At 29.2% G+C, this 21,691-nt stretch carries 19 protein-coding genes; 6 read left to right on the top strand and 13 right to left on the bottom strand.

From position 1 onward, the window contains the following. Window positions 1–57: 57 nt before the first annotated feature. On the top strand, window positions 58–1,539 hold the full coding sequence (locus R4I97_RS06230; RefSeq protein ID WP_335784222.1) for a M81 family metallopeptidase: 1,482 nt from the start codon (window positions 58–60) through the stop codon (window positions 1,537–1,539). 96 nt (window positions 1,540–1,635) lie between these two features. On the opposite strand, the gene ald is transcribed toward R4I97_RS06230, so the two are convergent. Continuing rightward, window positions 1,636–2,745, bottom strand: a complete 1,110-nt coding sequence (ald, locus tag R4I97_RS06225; RefSeq protein WP_335784221.1) for an alanine dehydrogenase — start codon at window positions 2,743–2,745, stop codon at window positions 1,636–1,638. Between the two features lie 302 nt (window positions 2,746–3,047). Between ald and R4I97_RS06220 the strand changes: the two genes are divergently transcribed. After that, a complete protein-coding gene (locus tag R4I97_RS06220) occupies window positions 3,048–4,520 on the top strand; it encodes a 4Fe-4S dicluster domain-containing protein (RefSeq protein ID WP_335784220.1) in 1,473 nt (490 codons plus the stop codon). Between the two features lie 61 nt (window positions 4,521–4,581). On the opposite strand, the gene R4I97_RS06215 is transcribed toward R4I97_RS06220, so the two are convergent. The 5 genes from R4I97_RS06215 to R4I97_RS06195 all read right to left on the bottom strand — a co-directional run bounded on the left by R4I97_RS06215 (window position 4,582) and on the right by R4I97_RS06195 (window position 10,399). Then, window positions 4,582–5,703: a hypothetical protein gene (locus R4I97_RS06215; RefSeq protein WP_335784219.1), complete on the bottom strand. Its 1,122-nt coding sequence runs from the start codon at window positions 5,701–5,703 to the stop codon at window positions 4,582–4,584. Further along, window positions 5,694–6,728, bottom strand: coding sequence for a DUF1385 domain-containing protein (locus R4I97_RS06210; protein WP_335784218.1), 1,035 nt, complete (start codon window positions 6,726–6,728; stop codon window positions 5,694–5,696). Before R4I97_RS06210 ends, R4I97_RS06215 begins: the two co-directional genes overlap by 10 nt. A gap of 198 nt (window positions 6,729–6,926) precedes the next feature. Further along, window positions 6,927–8,306, bottom strand: coding sequence for a sodium ion-translocating decarboxylase subunit beta (locus R4I97_RS06205; RefSeq protein ID WP_335784217.1), 1,380 nt, complete (start codon window positions 8,304–8,306; stop codon window positions 6,927–6,929). A gap of 28 nt (window positions 8,307–8,334) precedes the next feature. After that, window positions 8,335–10,134: a biotin/lipoyl-containing protein gene (locus R4I97_RS06200; RefSeq protein WP_335784216.1), complete on the bottom strand. Its 1,800-nt coding sequence runs from the start codon at window positions 10,132–10,134 to the stop codon at window positions 8,335–8,337. Window positions 10,135–10,159: 25 nt separating this feature from the next. Further along, on the bottom strand, window positions 10,160–10,399 hold the full coding sequence (locus R4I97_RS06195; RefSeq protein WP_335784215.1) for an OadG family protein: 240 nt from the start codon (window positions 10,397–10,399) through the stop codon (window positions 10,160–10,162). A 153-nt stretch (window positions 10,400–10,552) separates the two neighbouring features. Between R4I97_RS06195 and murI the strand changes: the two genes are divergently transcribed. Further along, window positions 10,553–11,359 (top strand): glutamate racemase, encoded by an 807-nt coding sequence (murI, locus tag R4I97_RS06190; RefSeq protein WP_335784214.1) that lies wholly within the window; start codon window positions 10,553–10,555, stop codon window positions 11,357–11,359. 3 nt (window positions 11,360–11,362) lie between these two features. Here murI and csrA read toward each other — a convergent pair whose 3' ends face one another. Genes csrA through R4I97_RS06175 form a run of 3 tightly spaced genes read right to left on the bottom strand, consistent with a single transcriptional unit; the run spans window position 11,363 to window position 13,377 of the window. Beyond that, window positions 11,363–11,608 carry a carbon storage regulator CsrA gene (gene csrA / locus R4I97_RS06185; RefSeq protein ID WP_157150503.1) on the bottom strand — a complete coding sequence of 82 codons (246 nt, stop codon included), beginning with the start codon at window positions 11,606–11,608 and terminating at the stop codon, window positions 11,363–11,365. Window positions 11,609–11,611: 3 nt separating this feature from the next. Further along, entirely contained in the window at window positions 11,612–12,082 is a 471-nt protein-coding gene (gene fliW / locus R4I97_RS06180) for a flagellar assembly protein FliW (RefSeq protein WP_335784213.1), read from the bottom strand. Window positions 12,083–12,123: 41 nt separating this feature from the next. Further along, on the bottom strand, window positions 12,124–13,377 hold the full coding sequence (locus tag R4I97_RS06175) for a flagellar hook-associated protein 3 (RefSeq protein WP_335764740.1): 1,254 nt from the start codon (window positions 13,375–13,377) through the stop codon (window positions 12,124–12,126). A 331-nt stretch (window positions 13,378–13,708) separates the two neighbouring features. Here R4I97_RS06175 and R4I97_RS06170 point away from each other — a divergent pair, with 331 nt between their 5' ends. After that, window positions 13,709–14,833, top strand: coding sequence for a hypothetical protein (locus R4I97_RS06170; RefSeq protein ID WP_335784212.1), 1,125 nt, complete (start codon window positions 13,709–13,711; stop codon window positions 14,831–14,833). A gap of 257 nt (window positions 14,834–15,090) precedes the next feature. Then, the gene (locus R4I97_RS06165; RefSeq protein ID WP_335784211.1) at window positions 15,091–15,900 is read left to right on the top strand and encodes a hypothetical protein; all 810 of its coding nucleotides are present in this window, start codon (window positions 15,091–15,093) and stop codon (window positions 15,898–15,900) included. A gap of 158 nt (window positions 15,901–16,058) precedes the next feature. Here R4I97_RS06165 and R4I97_RS06160 read toward each other — a convergent pair whose 3' ends face one another. Further along, window positions 16,059–16,625 (bottom strand): N-acetyltransferase family protein, encoded by a 567-nt coding sequence (locus tag R4I97_RS06160; RefSeq protein ID WP_335784210.1) that lies wholly within the window; start codon window positions 16,623–16,625, stop codon window positions 16,059–16,061. Window positions 16,626–16,813: 188 nt separating this feature from the next. Here R4I97_RS06160 and R4I97_RS06155 point away from each other — a divergent pair, with 188 nt between their 5' ends. Further along, window positions 16,814–18,169, top strand: a complete 1,356-nt coding sequence (locus tag R4I97_RS06155) for an MATE family efflux transporter (RefSeq protein ID WP_335784209.1) — start codon at window positions 16,814–16,816, stop codon at window positions 18,167–18,169. 416 nt (window positions 18,170–18,585) lie between these two features. Here the strand turns inward: R4I97_RS06155 and R4I97_RS06150 are convergent, their stop codons facing one another. From R4I97_RS06150 to dapA, 3 genes are all read right to left on the bottom strand, one after another. Next, entirely contained in the window at window positions 18,586–19,725 is a 1,140-nt protein-coding gene (locus R4I97_RS06150) for a serine/threonine protein kinase (protein WP_219708857.1), read from the bottom strand. A 370-nt stretch (window positions 19,726–20,095) separates the two neighbouring features. Continuing rightward, window positions 20,096–20,803: a 4-hydroxy-tetrahydrodipicolinate reductase gene (gene dapB / locus R4I97_RS06145; RefSeq protein WP_335784208.1), complete on the bottom strand. Its 708-nt coding sequence runs from the start codon at window positions 20,801–20,803 to the stop codon at window positions 20,096–20,098. Beyond that, on the bottom strand, window positions 20,800–21,681 hold the full coding sequence (gene dapA / locus R4I97_RS06140) for a 4-hydroxy-tetrahydrodipicolinate synthase (protein ID WP_335784207.1): 882 nt from the start codon (window positions 21,679–21,681) through the stop codon (window positions 20,800–20,802). Before dapA ends, dapB begins: the two co-directional genes overlap by 4 nt. Window positions 21,682–21,691 lie beyond the last annotated feature (10 nt).

Here is a 21,691-nt window from a genome sequence, read left to right as displayed (position 1 = left end):
TTTAAAATAAATATTTTTTAGTATTAACTAATATTTAAAAGTTAAAAGGAAAATAAAATGGGTAAAAAATATAAAATAGCTGTTGGCGGAATGAATCATGAATCCAATACTTTCAACCCTATCATAACAGGAGAAAATGAATTTGTAGTTTTAAGAGGCGAAGAATTCGAAAGCAAAGTAGGGGATACATATAATTCTGCTAAAGGATTGTACGAAAAATTAAAAAGCTACGGTTACGATGTTATTCCTACCGTATTTGCAAGGGCTGTTCCTAATGGTGTAGTTTCTAAAGACTTTTATTTAAAAATAAAAAATGAAATGATAGAAAGAATTAAAAACATAGGTGAAATTGATGCAATATCTTTGAGTTTGCATGGTTCTATGAGAGTTGAAGAGATTGGAGATGCTGAAGGAGATTTACTAAAAACTTTAAAAGAGATTTTTAAAAATGTTCCTATATTTGCTTCTCTTGATATGCATGCTACTATAACAAAAGATATGACTGAAAACTGTAATGGGTATGTAGGATATAAAACTGCACCTCATATAGATACTTATGAAACAGGTGCTCATGCTGCTTATTTAACCCATTGTTATTTAGAATCTGGAAAAGATGTTTATATGTCAGCTTATAAGATTCCTATATTAATAGCAGGAGAAAAAAGCGAAACAAGTGTAGAGCCTATGACTAGTATGATTAATTTATTAAAAAAAGAGGAAGAAAACAAAAACATATTAGCTGCTAGTTACTTATTAGGTTTTCCTTGGGCTGATTCTAAGGATGCGGGGGTTACTGCTTTAGTTGTAGCAAATGATAAAAATATAGCTGATGAATGTGCTAAAAAACTTGCAAATGAATTTTGGAACAGAAAAGATGATTTCAAATTTCATGTTGAAACATATAGCAATACTGAAGCTATAAATATTGCCATTAATGCTAAAGAAAGACCTTTATATTTATCAGATTCTGGGGATAATCCTACAGCAGGTGCAGCAGGCGATAGCGTGGACTTTATAAATGATTTATTAAAAAATGATTTAGTAAAAAAGTATGATAAAGATATATTATATTCCGGCTTCTTTGACCCTGTATCATGCGAAAAATGTTTTGAAGCAGGGGAAAATGCAAATATAGATATAGAACTTGGCGGAAAATTTGATAATATAAGCAAAGGAACTGTAAAGCTTAATGTAAAAGTCATAAAGCTTAACGAATGCTACGGAACATATAAGTCTAAAATTGCATTGGTAAAATATCAAAATATATTCATAGTAATAACTTCAAAACATATAGGATTCGGAGATAATGAGCTTTTGCATTCTATAGGTATTGATGAATATAAATGCGATATAGTTATATTGAAATTGGGTTATTTGGAAGACTGCTTCAAACCTAGCAGCAAAAGGGCAATAATGGCAGCTTCTAAAGGAGCTAGCTGTGAAATATTGGAAGATCTTCCTTTCAATAAAGTTCCAAGACCTATATACCCTTTAGACAAAAATTTTAGCATAGATATTAATGAAGCTCTAATAAAATAATTTTACAAGTTATAAAGTTATGTAAAACAAAAAGCAGAGAATAAAAAATCCTCTGCTTTTTTAATAATTTATTTTATTTAATAATTTTTTATATATTTATTTTAATGCTTTTAGAGGCTCAACATATTCCAAAGCAAATGCATCGGCCACCCCCTTAAAAGTACATTTTCCATCATAAGTGTTTAATCCTGTAAGAAGAGTGTTATTATTTTTGCAAATTTCCTCTAAACCTTGATTTGCTAACATTACGCCATAATATGTTGTTGCATTTGTTAATGCTATTGTAGAAGTTCTTGGCACAGCTCCAGGCATATTGGTAACACAATAATGTACAACATCATCAACTATAAATATAGGGTCATCATGTGTGGTAGGTTTTGATGTTTCAAAACAACCTCCTTGGTCTATTGCTACATCAACTATAACAGCACCTTTCTTCATTATTTTTAAATGTTCTTTTCTTAAAAGCTTAGGTGCTTTTGCTCCAGGTATCAATACACTTCCTATAACAACATCAGCAGTTTTAAATAAATTTTCTAAAGTAGAAGGAGCACTAAAGTATGTGTTTATTCTCATATTAAATAATTGGTCTATATAAGCTAATCTTGTAAGATTAACATCAGTAATAGATACATTAGCCCCCATTCCCATAGCTATTTGTGCTGCATTAAGTCCAACAACTCCAGCTCCAAGTATTACAACATTTGCCTTTTGTACCCCCGGAACCCCTCCCATTAAAATTCCTTCTCCTCCAAATTTCTTTTCAAGATACTTAGCAGCTTCTTGTATAGATAGTCTTCCAGCAATACCGCTCATAGGTGCTAAACAAGGCAATTGATTTAAATTATCTTTCATGGTTTCATAAGCAATAGATTTTATTTTCTTTTTTAAAAGCATATCGGTTAAAGGTTTATCTGCTGCTAAATGTAAGTATGTATAAAGTATTTGATTTTCTCTAAAATATTCATATTCACTTTCTATAGGTTCTTTTACTTTTATTATCATATCTGCTTCAAATACTCTCTTTTTATCAGCAATCTCAGCTCCAGCTTTTTTATATTCATCGTCTGTAAATCCTGAACCAATTCCTGCACCATTTTCCATAATTACCTTATGCCCATTACTAATATAGTCTGCAACATTTGATGGGGTTAGACCAACTCTATATTCTTGATTTTTTATTTCTTTAGGACAGCCTATAAGCATAAAAACTCCTTTCACAATAAAATTATTTGCATTAAAAGCATATAAATAAATATAGTTATTTTTATATTAGTTGTCAAGAAGTTTAATAAAAAATATTAAATGCTGTTTAGTTGTTTTATTTTTTTGTTTTATGTTCTTATAATATTAAAAATATTTTATATTTTGTTACTTTTGTATTATTTGTTATTGTTTTAATATTATTTGTTCGTTTTTATACTTATTTTGTACTAATAATTTAGTTTAAACTTGAAAAAATACTTATTTAAGTTATAATTGTACAAAAATATATAATTGGAGTGTATATGAATATTAATAATAATGCAGCTCAATTAAAAAAAGATATCTTAGTGAGAATAACTACGCTTTTTATAGAAGATAGGTTAATAGAAGAAATTGATAGAATGCCTATAGAGATAATACCGAGAGATAGTAAATCAATAAGATGTTGTATTCATCATGATAGAGAGATAATAAAAAATAGGATTATGGCAAGACTTGGTATAAGTGTTGAAGGTAAAGAAGATAGCGGCATACCTTTATCTGAATATGCCAAATTAGCATTAGAAAGAGAGAAGCCCACTTGGCCTATGCTTACTGTATTAGATGAAGCTTGTAATGCTTGTGTTAGGGCTAATTTCATGGTTACAGATGCTTGTCAGGCTTGTTTGGCTAGACCTTGTAAAATGAACTGCCCGAAAAATGCTATTACCATATTAGATGAGAAAAGAGCTTATATAGATAGTGATAAATGTATTAACTGCGGATTATGTTTAAAAAATTGCCCTTATCATGCAATTATATATATACCTGTTCCTTGTGAAGAATCTTGTCCTGTTGGTGCTATTAATAAAAATGAACAAGGAAAAGAGGTAATAGATTATCATAAATGTATATTCTGCGGTAACTGTATGAGAGAATGTCCTTTCAGTGCTATGATGGATAAAGGTCAGCTTTTGGATGTGCTTAAACATTTAAAAAAGGACAAAAAAGTTAATGTGATGTATGCTCCTGCTATAGCTTCACAATTTAATGCTAAACCTGGTCAATTAAAAAGTGCTTTATTAAAGATAGGTTTCCATAAGGTATGGGAAGTTGCTTTGGGGGCTGATGTTACTTCTGATAGAGAGGCTGCTGAGTTTGAAGAGAGAATGGAGAGGGGAGATAAGTTAATGACTACTTCTTGCTGTCCTGCTTATGTTAAGGCTGTTAGAAAACATGTTCCGGAATTAGTGCCTTGCGTATCTGAAACTAAAACTCCTATGCATTACACTGCTGAAATGATGCATGCTGAGGATCCTGATGCTGTTAATGTATTTATAGGGCCTTGTCTTGCTAAGAGAAGAGAGAGTATTGATGATGATTTAGTAGATTATTGTTTATCTATGGAAGAGCTTGATGCTTTATTTATAGCTACAGGAACTGATGTTGCTAAAGAGCCTGATTTAGATATAGGAGAGATTCCTACTGCTTCTGGAAGAAAATATGCTATGAGCGGGGGAGTTGCTGAGGCTGTTAAAATAAGATTAAAACACCCTGAAAAATTAAAGGCTGCTGTTATTAATGGTCTTGATAAAGAGGGTATGAAACAATTAAGAGCTTATGGTAAAGTACAATCTGGAGAAACACCTGTTAGTGATGATACTCCAAATTTAGTAGAGGTTATGGCTTGTAATGGCGGATGTGTGGGAGGACCTTGTGTTGTTAAGAACCCTAAAGCAGCTACTGTTTTATTACAGAAATATGCTTCTACTGGTAAAGAATTAAATAAAGAATAAATATAATATTATAAAAATATAAAAAAAGCGCATATTTTAAAAAATATGTGCTTTTTATATTTTAAAATACACTGTGCATAGACTCCTTTACCGCATTGCCGTTAACATTTATTTGTTCATCATTAATAGTCAAATAACCATTTAGAATACCTAAAGATATTGTAGTATCCATTTTTATAATATTTCCAAAAGAGTCTTTGCTTTCCCTACCTGTTAGATTAAAGACCAAACTAAAACCTAATTCTTTAGAATAAAAATCTATACTATCTTTATATTGATGAGATATAAAAGTATTATATACATACCATTTATTTTTATATAATATTTTTATAATTTTAGAATTTTGAGATTCCGGTTTACTATCATATATAAGTATAGGTATTGGTTTTGTACTGTATGAAGAGTATACTAATGCCATTATAATATTATGAGTATATCTTGATGGAATTCTACCCACTGTGTTAAAAATTAGAACAGAACTTCTTTCATCTATAGTATTATCGCTTCCAGGGACAGTTAAATAACCTTTAGGAATACCAAAATAAAATGCATTATATAATGCTCTGTTTCCCTTCCAATTTATCATAGAAGCATGAAAGTTTGTAAATTTAAAAGTTAATTCACTGTCTATTAAATTATTTATAGAAGTTTCTAAATTTATTTTTGTATTTTCAAAATTAGGTATTTCTAAATTAAAGGAGCCATCTGTTTTTTTAAATTGACTCCTTATAAAATTATCATAAAAATCCAAAAAATTTTTTTTATCTTCTTTTATTATAAACTCTTGAGAATCTCCATCTAATATATTAAATGCATTATATGAGAAATATCTTTTCAATCCATATTTGTATAATTTCCAAAATATTATATTATTATCATGAAATAGATACATATAAATAGATTCTCTCATATTATCATTAATAACGATAGATTTTGGAATATTAGTAAAAGTTCCAGTATAATATGTACCTCTCTTATTCATAATATTATTATTTTCAATGGCAGGAATATTATTTTTAGCAAAAGATTTATCAGGCACAACATTATAATTAAAATATATAAAAAAATATATAGATAATATCACAGCAATTATTATAAATGCTATTAAAATATATTTTTTTATATAGCTTGATGAATATTCATAATAATCATCATTTACTATCAAACGTTTTTTTATACGCATAACTCAGATTCATTTTCCTTTTCAATATCAGCTTTTACTTCTTCCTCACTTCTTTCTCCTACTGAATTATCTAATAATTTGTTTAAAGCAAATAAAGCAACTTCTAACTCATCATCCTTTGGTCTTTTAGTTGTTATTTTTTGAAGCAGTAAACCAGGCAATATTGCAAGCCTCATTAATGGAAAATTATAAAATATAAAACCTAATTTTAATAATTCATAAGATATTCCAGACACTATAGGAAGTAAAATTATATTCATAGCTAATACTGTAAGATTACCTAAAATTTTTGGCGGAATATATGATGCATAAATATAAGAATATACAAAATAACTTGTAAACATATAAAGAAGTATTGAAACAGTTAATACTAAAAACATAAAAGTAGTTCCGCATCTTGGATGTATAGTTGTATAATCTCTTATATTATTTATATCAGGATTAAGTCCATGTTCATAGGCATTAACAACCATGTGCTCAGCACCATGATATTCAAATACTCTTCTCACATCGCTAAACAAAGAAATAACAAGTAAATACCCAATAAATATGGCTAATTTAATAATACCTCTTGTAAGATTAAATAATATAAAATGCTCTTTTTCATTTATGCCTATTAAAGTTGTAATAAAATATGGCAATGCTATAAAAAGACCAACCGCAAAGAATAAAGAAACTAACATACTTAAAGTCATAGCGACGCTTTCTTTTTTACTGCTTTCTTCTTTTGTAAGATTTTTTTTATTTTTTTCTTCTTCTTCAAGTCCAGCAGTATTAGCAGAAAAAACCAAAGTCTTATAACCTAACTTCATCATATCTACAAAGTTTATAATACCTCTGAAGAAAAACATTTTACTTAATTTATTTTTATTATCTTCTATTTTGTGTTTTATAAAATCTATTTTTTTATTTGGTTTTCTAACAGCTACAACATAATGAGTTTTATTTCTAAGCATAATGCCTTCTATTACAGCTTGCCCACCGACACCTTGTTTTATTCTATTTTCATCTAATTTATTGTTCATTAATGATTATCCTAAAATAAAAGTTGTTGTATATAATATAACAAATATATTATTTTTCAAGTGTATAATTTAGTTTTAATAATGTATAAAATATCTATGCGGTAAAAAGATTTATTATTTTTCAGCGAATTTTATAATAAAAAGGAAGCTCATTTTTGAGCTTCCTTTTTATTATTTAGTATTTATCTATACTATTTATTAACCTAATATAGCAAGAAGTACACCAGCAGCAACAGCAGAACCAATTACCCCTGAAACATTAGGACCCATAGCATGCATAAGTAGGAAGTTGTGAGGGTTAGATTCTTGTCCAACTTTGTTAGCAACCCTTGCAGCCATAGGAACAGCAGATACTCCAGCAGCTCCTATAAGAGGATTAATTTTATCTTTACTAAATGCATTCATTAATTTAGCAAGTAATACACCGCCTGCAGTACCCATAGAGAATGCTACTAAACCTAATACTAATATACCAAGTGTTTCAAAACGTAAGAATTTATCTGCAGCCAATTTACTGCCAACAGATAAACCTAACATTATAGTAACAATGTTAATTAATTCATTTTGAGCAGTTTTTGATAGTCTATCAGTAACGCCAGATTCTTTAATTAAATTACCAAACATCAAAGCACCAATTAAAGGAGCAGCATCTGGTAAAAGTAAAGCAACAAGTATTATAACTACAAGAGGGAATATAATTTTCTCTCTTTTACTAACAGGGCGTAACTGTTTCATTTCAATTTTTCTTTCATTTTCAGTAGTAAGCCATTTCATGATAGGAGGCTGAATAATAGGCACTAAAGCCATATAAGAATAAGCAGCAACAGCAATAGCACCCAATAAACCAGGTGAAAGTCTTGAAGCTGTAAATATAGCAGTAGGACCATCAGCACCACCAATAATACCTATAGAAGCAGCATCTTTAAGTGAGAAATTGATAACAGGTATATAAGTTGATAACACCATAGCACCAAGTAAAGTACCAAATATACCTATCTGAGCAGCAGCACCAAGTAAAGCAGTTTTAGGGTTAGCAATAAGCGGTCCGAAATCTGTCATAGCACCAACACCAATGAAGATGAATAGCGGGAATAATCCAGATTCAATACCAAAAGTATATATTTGACCCAAAAAACCTCCGCTACTTAAAGTAACAGGAAGCCCATTAATAACTTCCACAACAGGCAAAGCAGCAATATTAGCAACAGGTATATTAGCAAGTATTCCCCCCATACCTATAGGAATAAGAAGTAATGGTTCAAAACCTTTAGCTATAGCAAGATATACTAAAAGCAAGCCTACACAAATCATGATAATATTCTGCCATAGCGGAGCGGATTTCACTTTAATATCATTGAGTTTTGTTTGATACTTTTCTTGTTTGCTCTTTTCTGCTTTTACTTGAGCTTCAGCTATTTCTTTTTCGCTTTTAGGAAAAAGTCCTCCAAAAGCAGTATTTCTAGCTAAAGAAATAAGTGATTCTTTTATATCAATAGGTTTATATTCTTCTTTCTCTTGTGCTAAAACTACAGATGCCGTCATCAAGACAAGTGTAAATATTAAAAATATTTTTTTCATTCTTTTTCACTCCTTAAAACAGCATCTATTATCCAACAATAGCTAATTCCTGACCAGCAACTACAGCGTCCCCTGGTTTAACTTTTAACTCTTTTACAACTCCATTAGCAGAAGATTTAATTTCAACTTCCATCTTCATAGCCTCTACAACTAATATAGTGCTTCCATCTTTTACTTGAGTTCCAACAGGAGCAACTATTTTTAATACAGTGCCAGGCAAGCCAGCTGTAACAGGAGTAGCAGAACCGCTTGATGAAGCAGGAGCAGCAGATTGAGCAGCAGATATACCATCTTTAATAGTATAATCATAGCTTACTCCATCAACTATAGCCTTACCATTTTCTATTTTCACACCATAGCTTGAACCGCCAACTGTAACAGTAACTTCATTGCTTGTAGCTTTAACACCTTCAGAAGAACCGCCAGCATTCTTTCTAATACCAAGCTTAGCTTCGCCTTTAAGGAATTGTATACCTTTTTCTTTACAAGCAGCAGCTATAAATACATTCTCATCAGAAAGGTCTGTAATACCAGCATCTTTTAATGCTTGTTCAGCAGCTTTTCTGCCTTTTTTAGGGTTTCTATCATCTATATCCATAGCAAGTTCAGTTGTAGGCTGTAAACCTAATTGTTCGCTAGCTATTTTTACGATTTCTGGGTCTGGAGTAGAAGGAGTCTTTCCAAAATAACCTAACACCATTTTTCCATAACCATCAGCAATCTTTTTCCAATCACCTTGCATTACATTGTTAAATGCTTGTTGGAAATAGAATTGTGATACAGGAGTTACAGAAGTACCGAAACCTCCTTTTTTAACCACTTCAGTCATAGCTTTAATAACTTCAGGGAAACGGTTCATTACATTAATATCTCTCATCATTTGAGTATTAGCTGTTAAAGCACCGCCAGGCATTGGAGCAAATGGAATCATAGGCTCAACAGTTCTACTTTCAGGCGGTAAGAAATAATCTTTCATACATTCTTTAAATACTTCTTCAGCTTCTCTGATTTTATCTATATCAATATCAAAATAAAAATCAGTGCCTCTCAAAGCATGCCACATAACTATTAAATCTGTAGAACAAGTACCGCCAGATACAGGAGCCAAAGAAACGTCTATACAATCAGCACCAGCATCTAAAGCAGCTTTATATTGTATAGCACCAATACCAGCAGTTTCATGGCTATGCATCTGTATATGTACATCTTTACCTAAAATCTTTCTTGCTTCTTTAATTGTATCATAAACTACTTGAGGAGTAGTAGTACCAGAAGCATCTTTGAAACATACTGAGTCAAAATCTACTTTATCTTTTATTTGAGTTAATACTTTTCCATAGAAAGCAGCATCATGTGCACCTTCACATCCTGGAGGAAGAGCCATCATAGTAACACATACTTGGTGTTTTAAACCTGCTTCTTTAATACATTGTCCGCTGTAAATTAGGTTGTTTACATCGTTTAATGCATCGAAGTTTCTAATAGTTGTGATACCATGTTTTTTGAAAAGCTGAGCATGAAGTTTAATCATATCTCTAGGCTGAGATTCCAAACCAACAACATTAACTCCTCTTGCTAAAGTTTGTAAATTAACATCTGGTCCAACAGTTTTTCTAAAAGTATCCATTACATCAAAAGCATTTTCATTGTTGTAAAAAAATGCACTTTGGAATGTTGCACCGCCGCCAGATTCAAAATATTTAACACCAGCTTTTACAAATGCTTCTACAGCCGGCATAAAGTCTTTGGATAATACTCTCGCACCGTAAACAGATTGAAATCCGTCCCTAAATGCTGTTACCATAAATTTTACTTCTTTTTTTGCCATATTAATTTCTCCTTATACTTGTCCATTACTTTTTATTACTATGAACATGTGCTAAAGCTATAGCAATAGCAACCATTTTGTCATTACTCATAGATTGAACTGGTAATGCAGTTTGTTCTTCCTCTTTTTGAGGCATAATTTTATCTACTTGTGCAATAATAGCACTTACTAGTTTCATTACATAAACTAATATTATCAAGAACAACACTACTACGCCCATACCTATAAGCATTATTTGTAAGGCTTCTATGATACTTCCGTTCATGAAATCCTCCTACTTTTATTTTGGAAACATTATACACTATTTTTTACATATATACAAGTATTTTTAATACAAAATAAAAACTATATATCACAATATATTTGACTTTTATAGTATACTGTATATAATATCAAAAATTTTATTTGGATTTATTTAATGAGTGTGTTATCTAAGCCTATAGCCGTCTTTGATTCTGGATTTGGCGGCGTAAGTGTTTTAAAAAAATTATTGAATATGCTTCCTAATGAAAATTATATATATCTTGGAGATAATAGTAATATACCATATGGTGATAAATCTAAAGATGAGATTAATAAATTATCTATCAAAATATTAGACTTTCTTGTAAAACAAAATTGCAAAATGGCTGTTATTGCTTGCAATACTATCACAGCTTCGTCTTATGATATATTAAAAGAAAAATATAATAATATACCTATAATAGAAATAATATCTAATGGGGTAGAGGATATAATTGATAATACCAAAAATAATAATATATCTATAATGGCAACAGAGTTTACAGTTCATTCTAATATATACCATGATAAAATACTTCATTATAATGATAAAATAAAAGTTACTCAGGTAGCTTGTCAGAAATTATGTCCTATGATAGAAAATAATTGGTATAGTTATGATGATAGACTAAAAGTTTTAGAAGAGTACGTAAAAAAAATAGATGATAATTCTGATACTTTGCTTCTTGCTTGTACGCACTATCCTTTCATAATTGATGATATAAAATCTGTTGTAAACAATAAAAAAACTAATATAAAAAATATAATAGACCCAAGTACGAAAATAGCATTATCTATAAAAAAATATATTATTGATAACAATTTAGCTAATACTTCTGGTGGGCATTTAAAATTTTTTACAACGGGTAATAAAAAAGATTTTAATGATTTTATTTCTCGATATATAAAAATTAATTATGAATTAGAAAGAATAGTATTATAGAAATTATTTATTTTTCTCTAATTTGTTTTTTACAAAGCTGCTTAAAATATTTAATTGTTCAGGATTTGCTTTAGAAGCTTCTAAGTTTTGACTTTCTATCTCTTCATAAACCTCTTTTCTAAATATCTTTACATCTCTTGGAGCATTGATGCCTAATTTTATTTGATCGCCTCTTATATCAACAAGCATAATTTCTATGTTATCGCCTATAACAATGCTTTGATTGATTTTTCTAGATAGTACAAGCATATATCAACTTTTCTCCTCTTTCTTATTATTATTTTCAGCATTGTTTTCTGCAAATATAGAATGTCTGGTATTATATTTATCTCCAATAACTGTACATTGTCTCGCTTTGTGATTTTTTATATTAAAAACTATTGGGGCTATTAAATTTGTACTCATAGCTTTAAAATTATCATTTGGTATTGTTACGATTGTAAGCAAATGTATATCTTCTTCTTTTTCAATTTCAAGCAGTTTTATATCATTATCATGAACATCTGGTTTATAATCTTTAAATACCAGAAATGGATCTATCAATATAAAACATATATTTTTATCATCTTTAGATTGAAGTATTTTAAAAGTACCATCTTCGTCCATATTAAGCAAATAAAACTCATCATAGTCCTCAAATGCTAATATGCTGCCGTTAAGGTGATATAAATTGTTATCAGAAACTTCTACTTTTCCTAATATTCTAGATTCTATTTCTGGCATTAAATAATTTCCTTTAAGTTTTTATTGTTAATTAGTTTATATTATCTCATATAATCTAATAATGTTCTTCCTAATAATCTTCCTGTTGTTTGTAATGTTGCATTATGAGCATATTGCCACATATTGAAATTAACAATCTCTTCAGCATAATCAATATTTTCATTTTTAGCTAAAGCTTCATCTATAGCAAGTTTTTGGTCTTCAAAACTATTGTAACCCATATCAAGTCTTGTTACTTTTGAAGAAGCATTAGCTTGAACAGTTGTAACATTATCTATGGCACTATCTATATATCCTAAAGCCTCGCTTCCTATAGCTCTAACATCATCATTAAGCATAGCATCTCTTAAATATATTAAACTCTCAAATAAAGATTTACCAGAGATAACAGCACTAGGTTCATAATTGTTTTCTGGAATGTTTCCTGCTCCTTGTCTTACTAAACCTATATCTTGTAATACAGTGCCGCCTTTTAAATCTTGTAAAAGTATTTTATGAGGAGTAGATGTTTTTAATTGTATAACTTTAGCACCTCCTCTTAAATCTCCTATAGTAGCACTAACATTTCCATTAGCATCATTTATTCTCTGAACTATAGCTTCAATATTGTCGCCTTGCTTTATGTTTATAACCATATCATCTATCATAATATCCTGATTTTCTGAAGCAACATAATTGCCTGCATCAACTGTTGATATTATTTCCATGTTTGTACCCCAAAAAGCATAGTTTCCAGGTGTACCTACATTTATATATTGACCGTTTTCTATTTCTCTGTTTTGAGCATTAGCATCGCCTTCATACATTACTGTTTGAATTATTGAACGTCCTGCTTTTTCATCATGTCCGTATAATGCTCTGAATGGTGCAGTTTTTACACTTGTACCAGAGAATATAAACTCTCCCTTACTTTGAGTTTTAGATATGTCGTATATTCTTTCTATCATTTCTTCTACTTCCATAGCCATTTTAGCTCTGTCTTCTGCAGAATATGTACTGTTTGCACCTTGTACAGCTAAATCTCTTGCTCTTGCTAAGGCTTGTGTAATAGAACTCATAGAATCATGTGCTACGCTTAATCTTTCTTTACCGTCTACTATATTATTTTGGTATCTATCTAATGATGATTTTCTTGTTCTGTAATAAATAGAATTGATTGTGGATGTAACATTTTCATGCGGTCTTTGTACTCTTTGACCTGTAGATAGCCTTGTTTGAGATGCTTCCATTTCACTATAATTTTTCTTGATACTGCTTATAGCTCTATTATATTGGGCTTGCTCTGTAACTCTCATATTTTTAACTCCTAATTAAAAAATATATATCATCCCATTTTGATTTATCGTCATAATGAAAAATTGTTTTATTATTTTTTTATTTTATTGAAGATTTTTTTTAACTCTATATTTTAATAGTAATTTGTCATTCCATTATAAATATTGTGTTAAATAATATTAATTATATAATTGCACTTTTTGGTTCTTTTTGCGGCGGGAAAAAGAACAACATAAAAATTGACAAACTTTAAAATTTGCAAGTATAAACTACAAATAAAACATTTTTGACAAATAGTATTTTTTTTACTATAATGAAAGCAATTAAAATATTTATATTTGAGGTGTAAATATGCTTAAACATAAATGCGATAAATGCGGAGTAGAATTGGGTTATAAAGGTTTATGCTTTAAATGTAAGGCAGAAGAGGGGAGAAATAAAACTCTATCTTTAACTGATAATGAAATAAAAGATATGATCAATAAATATGTAGAAAATCTAAATGAAAAAGATGTTGATAAAGAATTAATAGAAGGGATTTACATCTATGATTTAATTGCATATAGAAATATAGATTTAAAAGATATAGCAAAAAAAGCATTAGAGAAAAAAATTTATTATCCTAAAGTATTTTATTATAAAGCAGGTGAAGAAATAAGAGATGAACTTATAAAAAGAATAAAAGCCACTAAAGATTATTCTGAAGGAGCTAATTTATTATCATGTTTAGCTATGCAGGGCGATGATATTTCACTTGACTGCTTATATGATTTTGAAATGAATCCAAGAGAATGGAGAAAGAAACTTTATGTTGATCCTTCCAATTATGCTGAATGTGCGGGCTGGACTTTTGATAAAGATAAAAAAAGGCAAATACTAAATTTTGATAAATGCTATTATTTAGATAAAGCTCAAAACAAAGAAGAAAAAGAAAAAAGCCCTATTAAAATAGCTTCATTAAGAAATGAAAATTGTCCAGAATGCGGATGCAAAACTATGGATATGGCTATTATTGACGGCAGAGATAAAAGACTTAAATTTATAGGTGTTGATGGTATAATAAAGGCTTCATGCTGTCCTAATTGTGTAACTTATAATACAACTTATTCAAAATATGATTTAAAAGGAGGAAGCAAAATACTTCCTTTTGATAAAGAGTCTGAAAATTATTATCCTTCTGAAGAAAATTATTTAGAGGAAGAAGAATTAAATTTAATGCATAACAATAATTATATTCTTTCAAAACATGAAGTGCCTTTGTTTTATGGAGCATTTGATGATACTTTAAATACAATAGGCGGATTTGCTAATTGGATTCAGGACTGGGAATATATGAAATGTCCAAGCTGCGGAAAGAAAATGAAATACTTAATGCAAATTCAATGGCATACTATTGAATCTATAGCAGAAGGTACTTTATTTATAGAAATCTGTACAAACTGCAATATTACTGCAATGTTCCATCAGCAAACTTGATTTTATATTTATAATTATTTCTTAATAATGTTTAATAAAAGGGTTAATAAAATGAATAATAAAGTATCTGTTATTACTGATGCCTCAAAATATAATGCAGAATTTAGCAAAGAAGATATTTTACAGCATCTTAGTGCTAAAGTAGGAAATACTTAGTTTATGGCGGTATGACTAAATTAATGATATATCATAATGATGAAGGTTGAAAATTAGATATTTAAATATTTTTATATTATAAAAAAATATGAGGATAGTACATGCATATAACTGATAAGAAAGCTAAAAAAATATTATTTAATTATTTTTGGAAAAATGGCTGGATTGATGATGATAAAATGATAATAAATGATGATGATTTTTTATATGCAAAAGAAAAAGGACTTATGTTTGATTTTACAGATGAAATTATTAAACATGATGAGCTTATAATAAAAATAAATGATTTGGTAAAAGAAATTAATTTTGAAAATACAGTAAGAGCATTTTTGTGCAGTTTGTCAACTAGACAATTAAATTTAAGAAGTTTTATATCAAGTTTATATTTAGGCAAAAAAATCAATATTCATAGTTTTATAAATAATAAATCATATCCCTCATATTGTAATGAATGCAATGATAATTACTATATCATAGGCGATGACTTTAATTTACAAGATAGAAATGTATATAATTTTGAAAAATATAAATGGGGCGGAGTGAGGCTTGAACATTTATCATATATTTATTTTGATTTAGAAGAGTTTAAAAAAATTAATGATTTTGAATTCTATCCAACTCCATATGATGTAAAAATTTTTAATGATATTCTAAAACAAATAGATTCATATAACAATGAAAAAGACTCAGCAAACAAATTAGAAAAAACTTTAAAAGATATTTTTCCATCTTCAAAATATGAAAGGATTATACTTTTAGAAATATTATCTTATTTGGATATTTTGGAAGCTAAAGAAGAAAGAGAATACAGAGATACTGAACTATCCGAGAAATTAATGCATTGGAGAGGCGGAGATTCATATAATAAAATTAATGCTTCGAATATTTTTAATGAATATATATTTATATAAGATATAGTTAAACAATTACAATATAAGTTTTTGTTTTATTCAACTTTTTCCCGCCGCAAAAAGTTGCAAAAAGTGCAAATATTTAAGTCATATCATAAAATAATGTGGGGATACGGTGTCTAGCCACTGCAAATAAAAATATAAAAAATATTTTTTATTTAAATAGTTGATATTATAGTTTTGAGTGTGTCTCTATCTATATCTTTTATCTTTATTATATCTTTTGGTTTTTCATCATATTCATTAATTTGCTTTTCATATATGATTACATCATGCCATTTGGATAATTTATATCCTGTGTTATAAAGAATACCGCATTTTTTAAACTCAAAATAATCATGAAACTTTTCACTTGCCGCATTGCCTGATGTTACTCTGGAATAAAGTGTTTTAAAACCTTGATATTTAAGAATATTAATTAGTGTTAGACAAAGCTTTTTTCCTAATCCTTTTGATTTATAATTATAATCCATATATATAGAAAGTTCTACGTCCCATTTATATGCCTCTCTCTCCATAAAACTATGGCCGTATGCGTATCCTAATATTTTTTCATCTTCTTCATATACTAAATAGGGATACACTTCTATTATATTTTTTATTCTTTTTTCAAACTCTTCTATGCTTGGCAGTGAGTATTCAAATGTTATGTTTGTATCAATATAATTTGAGTATATATCTAATATTTGTTTTGTATCTTCAGAAGTTGCAAGTCTTATTGGCATTTATTTTCCTTAAAACTATATTTTATTAAATTATAAATTATGTTAACTTTTTTGCAATCAAAAAATATTTATATAAAAATTACTTGATATAAGTTTTTTAGTATTGACAATAATTTTTAAATGGATATAATAGTCTACTATCGGACTATATAAAAGTTATGTTTTATAATATGTTTTAAGGAGCTTCAATGATAAATAGAGTAGAAGAGATGGAAAAATCTTTTTTCAAATACGTACTTCCTTCTATAGTATCAACTATGCTTGGAGGGCTTTATATAGTAGTTGATGGCTTTTTTGTAGGAAATTCTATGGGAGACAATGGGCTTACTGCAATCAATTTGGTTTATCCTATAGGAACAGTGTTATTTGCTACAGCTGCTATGCTTGGAATGGGCGGTTCTGTTATAATGTCTACATATCTTGGAGCTGGAAATATAGATAAGTTTAATAAGGCGAAAATTAATACATTTATTACTTTAATAATAGCAAGCATCATATTAACTGTATTACTTCTTTTAATAAAAAACAAATTAATTTATCAGCTTGGTGCAAGGGGGATAATATTTGAGCAAGCTAATAGTTATATTACAACTATTATATTAGGAGGAACTTTTCAAATTATATCTGCAGGAAGTATGCCTATAATAAGAAATTCTGGTAAAACTATACATGCTATGAGCTTTATGGGTATAGGTCTTATAACTAACATTATATTAGACTATGTGTTTTTAATGGTTTTAAGATTAGGAACTTTTGGGGCTGCATTAGCTACAATTATAGCACAAGCAATAGTTTCTGCTATTTCTATATATTATTTATTTATTAGAAAGAAATATAGAACAAAAATAAGATTATCAGATTTTGATTTATCTATGAGTAAAAGAGCTATTCAAATAGGTCTTTCACCTTTTGGTCTTGTAATGGCTCCTTCTTTAATAGTAATATTCAATAATTTACAATGCATAAAATATGGCGGATATATTGGAACTAGTGTTTATTCTGTAATTAATTATATTTACGGCTCTATAATATATTTATTTGAGGGTATTGCAGAAGGTTGTCAGCCTATGATTAGTTTTTTTAAAGGTGCTAAAAGAGAAGAGCTTATGAGAAAAGTATTAAAAAGAGGAATATTATTTTCTTCTGTGTTAGGCTCTATATTAATAATAGTAGTTCTTTTGTTTAAAAATAAATTAGGCATTATGTTTGGTGCTTCAATAGAAACCAACAACATTGTAAGTATTGCCATGCCTATAATAGCTATATCGTTTATACTTCAGCCTATGGTAAGAATTGGTACTGCTTATTTTTATTCTTCTGGTGAAAGTAAATATGCAAGTTTTTTAACATATATAGATCCTTTATTTGTAAGTCCATTATGCATAATGATTCTTCCTATATTTTTTAAGCTTAATGGTGTGTGGCTTGCAATGCCTGTAGCTCAGATTATATTAATGAGTTTGCTTTCTATAATATATTATAACACAAACATTAAGAAAACAGATTTTTATAATAACAAAGAGGTTTATGATACGAATAATTGATTTTTAAAAAAGCAGAGCAACAGTTTGCTTTTTTGATGAAGTCCACACTGTGTAAGGTGGGAAAAAGCTGAATAAAACATACATTAATATAAAAAAACTATTTGTTTATATTAAAATATTTGCAGGGCTTTGCCCCGCACCCCACTTCTTTTATTGGTATAAAAGAAGCAAAAGAACTGCATTTTTATGAAGTATATACATAAACATATAGTGTCATTATATATATTTTTTAGATATAAAATTCGAATACTTGCACTTTCGCGAAGCGTGCCCGAAGGGCGAAAACTTTTTGCTGCGGGAAAAAGTTGAATAAAAAACTTATACAAACAATAAAATTAAAACAATTATAATTTATATATAAAAATGGAGACGAGTTTGGCCCGCCTCCAATATAAAAAACACAATCTATATACAAATTACCACTTTTTGTAAGTAACTAAAGTAGGGTCATCCACTTGTTTAGGGAAGTAGTCTTCACAAGAACCCTCTCTGTAAACGTCAGCAGTAGCACAATGCAAACCGCCGCCAAACGGATAAGCATCTCTAAATGGTACAGGTATAACATTCATTCCCAATTTATCCATTTGCTCCATTTGATAAACTTCGCTTGCCTCAACTAATACTGTTTTGTGGTCTAATACCAAACAGTTCATAGAAAGCCATACACTTGAATAACAAAGAGGCGGAGGAGTTTCATGTGCAGGTTTAGCAGCATCAACAATTTCCCAACCATTAGCTTCAAATATTTTTCTTTGTTCAACTGGAAGTTTTCTTGTAGGGTTGTTAATTATTAAACCAGGTCTTAAAGGTACAAAAGTAGCATCAATGTGTATTGGATAAGGGTCTCCAGGGAAGTTTACAGCATGTACTCTAAAGTCTGGATACTGTCTTCTTAACCATTCCATAGCTTTTCTGTTTGTAGTTAAACCATGCTGACAGAATAAATCTTTACCAACTCTCATAACATCAGCAGCATCAAAAAGTATTTCATGTTCTGTTGTAACCATATGAAGCTTAGCAGTTCTTTCAAGCAAAACTTCTTCAGTAACATCTCCGTCAAAATAATGCATATCATAACTTGCATCTCCAAGTTCTGGACGTGGAGCAGATATCCATTTAAAATCAGGGTCTTCATCAAAGTATTTTCTAAGTATAGGTGAATAAGCCAAATACTCAAAATATCTTGATCTAAAAGACATAGGAGCTGCTATTATTTCATTACCAATAGTTAAAAGTACATCTCTTGGTGGCATACAGCCAAACATACTTCCAGTCATAAAATGAGGTGTTACAACTGCTTGATTCCATTGAAGAGGAGTAGGTCTATCAACTTTTACTCCATGCTGCTCTAAGATTTTACAAAGATTATCTAATTGAGCATTTGCTTTTTCTACAGTATCCAATGGTCTTGGTCCTGTCATACCTCTCATTGGACTGTTTAATGGTACTTTAGCTTTTGAAGCTGGTTCTGATGGAGCTATACAGCAGTTGTCAGCTCTACCTACTATTACATGTTTTAATGGGTCAAAATCATTCCAAGAATTTACGATTTTCATATAGAAATCTCCTTAAATAGTTAATAAAAGTATAAAATGTATAATATAATGCATAATAGAAAAACTATTATACTATATTTGCTATTTTTTATTATTTTAAATTAAAGTTGGAAAAAGAAATTAAGGATCACCTCAAGAAGAGGATAGATGAATAAGAAAAAAGATTGATTAATTTGTTTTTCATTTTGTAATCCTAATACAGGAAGAAATATTATTTTTATTTCTTTAAGGAGAATTATAATTTATTTTTATATTTTGTCAAGGAAAAATTAATCAATTTTTAATTATTTTTTATTATTAATTTTTATATTAAAAAGTTATGAGCATAATATAAGTTTTATCATAATGCTCATAACTTTATTATTAAAAATTAAGATAATACTTCTTTCATGTTGTAGAGTTTTGGAGATTTATTACCAACGAGGAATTTAGCAGCCTTAATAGAGCCATGAGCAAATATCTTTTTTGACATAGCCTTATGAGTAATCTCAATCGCCTCATCATCTCCATAAAATATAACACTATGCTCTCCAACCACGCTTCCGCCTCTCAATGAATGCATTCCTATTTCTTTTTTTTCTCTTTTGTGCGTACCGCTTCTGCCATTAACTAAATGCATTTCATTATTCAAAGTGTTATTAATAGTGTTATATAAAGTTTTAGCTGTACCGCTTGGAGAATCTATCTTTTTATTATGATGAGTTTCTACTATCTCTATATCAAAATCATTCAATACACTTGCAACTTTTGAAACTATCTCATTCATAAGTGTTACACCTATTGAAGTATTTGAAGCAAGCACTATAGGAATCTTTTTTGATGCTTCATTTATTTTTTCTAATATTTTATCATCATAACCTGTAGTACATATTACAATAGGTATATTATTTTTTACTCCATAATTAAGCATATCTTCAATTAATGAAAAATGAGAAAAGTCTACTATTACATCACCTTTTTCATTAGTAAGATTATCAGCAAAACCAGCTAACTCTAAACTATCATCTTTTTCAACTATATCTTTTAATATAGTTCCCATTGTTCCAATACCATGTATTATTATTTTAGTTGTATTCATTTTTTAATCCCATATTTATTTATTATTTGAGCTACATACTCTCTATTTTTTTCACTTAAAGGTCCAAGAGGTGAACGGCAAGGTCCAACATCAAAGCCCATTATATTCATAGCTTCTTTTATAGGCACTGGATTAACCTCTATAAACATAGCTCTCACTAAATCTATATAATGTACTTGTGCTTTTATAGATTCTTCTACTTTACCATTAAGGAAGTTCATTACCATATCATGATTTTCTTTAGGTATAATATTGCTTGTAACAGATATAACTCCTTTACCTCCCAAAGCAAGTATAGGAGTAACCATATCATCATTTCCAGAATATAAGTCTAATTTCGGAGCAATGTTTGCAATATCGGCAGTATAGCTCATATCTCCGCTTGCTTCTTTAATTGCTACTATATTTGATATTTCAGATAATTTTTTAATAACATTAAGCGGAAGTTTTACACCTGTTCTTGAAGGTACATTATACATTATAACAGGTGCTTTTGATGCATTTGCTATTTGTGTGTAGTAGTCAATAAGTCCGCTTTCATTACCTTTGTTATAATATGGAGTTACTGCCATTATAGCATCTGCACCATATTCGCATGATTTTTGTGTAAGTTCCACTGCTGTTTTGGTGACATTAGTTCCTGTACCTGCTATAAGCATTGTTCTTTTATTTGTAACTTCTATACAGAATTTTATTACTTCTATTCTCTCTTCCCTTGTAAGTGTAGCACTTTCTGCTGTTGTTCCTGCTGCTATTATGGCATCTGTTTTATTTGCTATTTGATATTCTATAAGTTCAGCAAGTTTTTTATAATTAATCTCTCCGTCTTTTGTAAATGGTGTTATTAAAGCTACACCAGCTCCTTCGAATAATGACATAATTTTTCTC

The organism is Brachyspira pilosicoli (genome assembly GCF_036997485.1).
GTDB classification, from domain to species: Bacteria; Spirochaetota; Brachyspiria; order Brachyspirales; family Brachyspiraceae; genus Brachyspira; species Brachyspira pilosicoli_C.
Note: the sequence above shows the minus strand (reverse complement) of the source record. Positions and strands in the feature narration are given on the sequence as shown.